This is a genomic window from Candidatus Methylobacter favarea, assembly GCF_902806695.1.
GTDB classification, from domain to species: Bacteria; Pseudomonadota; Gammaproteobacteria; order Methylococcales; family Methylomonadaceae; genus Methylobacter_B; species Methylobacter_B favarea.
The window spans coordinates 1-2,158 of the sequence record NZ_CADCXN010000040.1 but is presented as its reverse complement, the minus strand read 5'-3'; the positions used below and the strand labels follow the sequence as shown (position 1 = coordinate 2,158).

Genomic DNA, 2,158 nt, shown 5'->3' with positions numbered 1-2,158 from the left:
CCGCTTGCATCGACAACGGGCTTGCTGAACGCCTGGTGCGAAACCAGGTAGGGCTGATAGAAAGCGGCTGCATCCTGAGAGTAATACCGCACCCGCGGCGTGACCGTCCAACCGTTGCCGAGAGGTTGAACCCAATCCGCTGCAAAGGTGTGGGCGTTAATCCCCCAGTCATCGTGAAAAAAACGGTAATCCAAATGTAGAGCCGCATTGAGGCCGTCGATATGCTGGACATACCGCAGATCGCCCGTCCATTGATTACGCGCATCGGGTCTCTGTTCAAGCAAGCCGATAGCAAGCCCGGTCAGCTCTCCCGAAGGCCCCGGCGTTTGCGCGGGATCGATGAACGCGGTCTCGACGGCTTTATAGGGATTAGCCATGTATCCCGTGCTGCGGGTATAGCCCGCGCCGCCTTCAAGGAGCGCGTTCCTGTTCAGAATCTGGGTCAGGCCGAAATGCGTGGTCCAATCTTGCCGCTTGCCGTGCAGAATTCTTTTTCCGCCCGGAAGAATTTCTATCTGGCTATCGTACATGGCGTTGTAACTGGCCGTGCCGGAGGTTGTATCATAAATATAGGGCGCGGCGTCATGATCGATTATGGCTTGAGTATCGCTGACGGTATAACTCAGGCCCAGGTTCAAAGTGGTCAGCTTCTGGTTAAAATCCCAGTGTCCGCCCAGATTTCCGAATCTGGATTCATAGTCATTTTCCAGCGAAATGCCGCCGCCCACATCCAATGCCGCCTCGTCCCATTCATAACTCAGCTTGAAGTCACCCTGCTTGCGGGTTTCGGGCGAAGCGGAGGACAGCGTATGCACCAGCTGCGGATCTTTGCTGAAAGTATTAGTTGCATTGTTTCTTTGCAGAGGATTCAATTGCGCATCGAAATAGACATTGTTATTCTGCAAGAAAGGCGTCGCCCCGGCAATTACCCCATTTTCTCTATTGCCCTGAAAAGACAGCGGTGCCGTCGCAATAGGGGTGGCCCCGCCCCAGGTATCCTGGATGTAATTGAAAGCGAATCTGACCCGATCAGCCAATTTAATTTTCCCGCTGCCCTGAAGACTCTCCACCTCGATAGGCTTGAACCGGCTTTTAACCCCGAAAAGCTGGCGCTTTCCCTCCTGGTAGTGTCCATATTGAAAGCCGGCTTCCTCATCGGCCGCCTGCGCAGAAGTCATCATTAAGCCCGGCAGCGCCAGAGCGGCCGCGGTCAGCGCATGCAGCGGCGAACTAGCCGAGGCCGCAGATTGCTGTTTGGAAATACGCGGTTTTATGCAGCCGGTCAAACGGCGGCAAGCGGAAACGAGCAAACGGCCCGCGCTGCTTTCAAGAGTTTTCTTTTTTTTAATAGCAGCCACAGCCGCCGCCCGCCGCTGAACTGCCACCGCTGGCCGCTTCGCGGCTGCTGTAATTATGCGAGCGCAATGTGCTCAGCATCGGGTTGACGTCCAAAGCCATCTCCGGCTTGGCAAGATTGCCGCGCTCCCACGGAGCCACCGGCGCGCAGCCCGACAGGCAGGCCCCAAACATAAGGCATGCTGCCGCCAGCGCAAGCTGACTTCTTTTCATTCACTGTTCCTGATAAACATTGACTTCATCAAATTCCGCTAAAGAATAATAGCCTTAACCGCGAAGGCGGAGCGCATCACAAACTCTGAGGTGTCCCATAGCAGCGCAATCCCATTACCGGGCGCCGGCATCTTCCGCCAACAAGCGCTCCACCAGCGATTGCAGCTCCTTGGCTTCGCCGGGGCGAAACCCAAGTCGGATATGGCGGACAACGCCCTGACGGTCAATCAGATAGGAGGACGGCATGGCCTTGACGTCAAAGTCCCTGGCGCATTGCTCGTTCGCATCGGCCGCCACGGTAAAGTCGGCCGGATATTTACCGAGAAATTCCCTGGCGTCAGCGGGATTTTCATCCAGATTGACGCCTAAAATTTGCAGGCCTTCCTTGCTGAACTTCTCATGCAGGCTGTTCAGGAAGGGAAATGATTTCACGCATGGGCCGCACCAGGATGCCCAGAAGTCGACATACAACACTTTGCCAGAAAATTGCCGCAGCTCAATACGCTGCGCATCGCGCATGGATGTCAACCCGCAATCAGGCGCTTTGCCGCCAGCCTCTACGGCAAATATTGCCTGGACGGGTAAAATA

Annotated in this window: 3 protein-coding genes; all 3 read right to left on the bottom strand. The window is 55.6% G+C overall.

Annotation, left to right across the window (positions count from 1 at the left end; all coding sequences use genetic code 11):
- A partial coding sequence (locus HUX64_RS03195; RefSeq protein WP_246246886.1) for a DUF3570 domain-containing protein occupies positions 1–1,358 on the bottom strand: 1,358 nt, incomplete at its 3' end.
- Positions 1,345–1,569 carry a DUF4266 domain-containing protein gene (locus tag HUX64_RS03190; RefSeq protein ID WP_174624796.1) on the bottom strand — a complete coding sequence of 75 codons (225 nt, stop codon included), beginning with the start codon at positions 1,567–1,569 and terminating at the stop codon, positions 1,345–1,347. The genes HUX64_RS03195 and HUX64_RS03190, both read right to left, overlap by 14 nt.
- Positions 1,570–1,683: 114 nt before the next feature.
- The coding region (locus HUX64_RS03185; protein ID WP_425484241.1) for a TlpA family protein disulfide reductase at positions 1,684–2,158 on the bottom strand (475 nt) is incomplete at its 5' end.

Coding starts and splice junctions, on each gene's coding strand:
- HUX64_RS03190 (WP_174624796.1), bottom strand. CDS start 1,569: ATGAAAAGAAGTCAGCTTGCGCTGGCGGCAGCATGCCTTATGTTTGGG.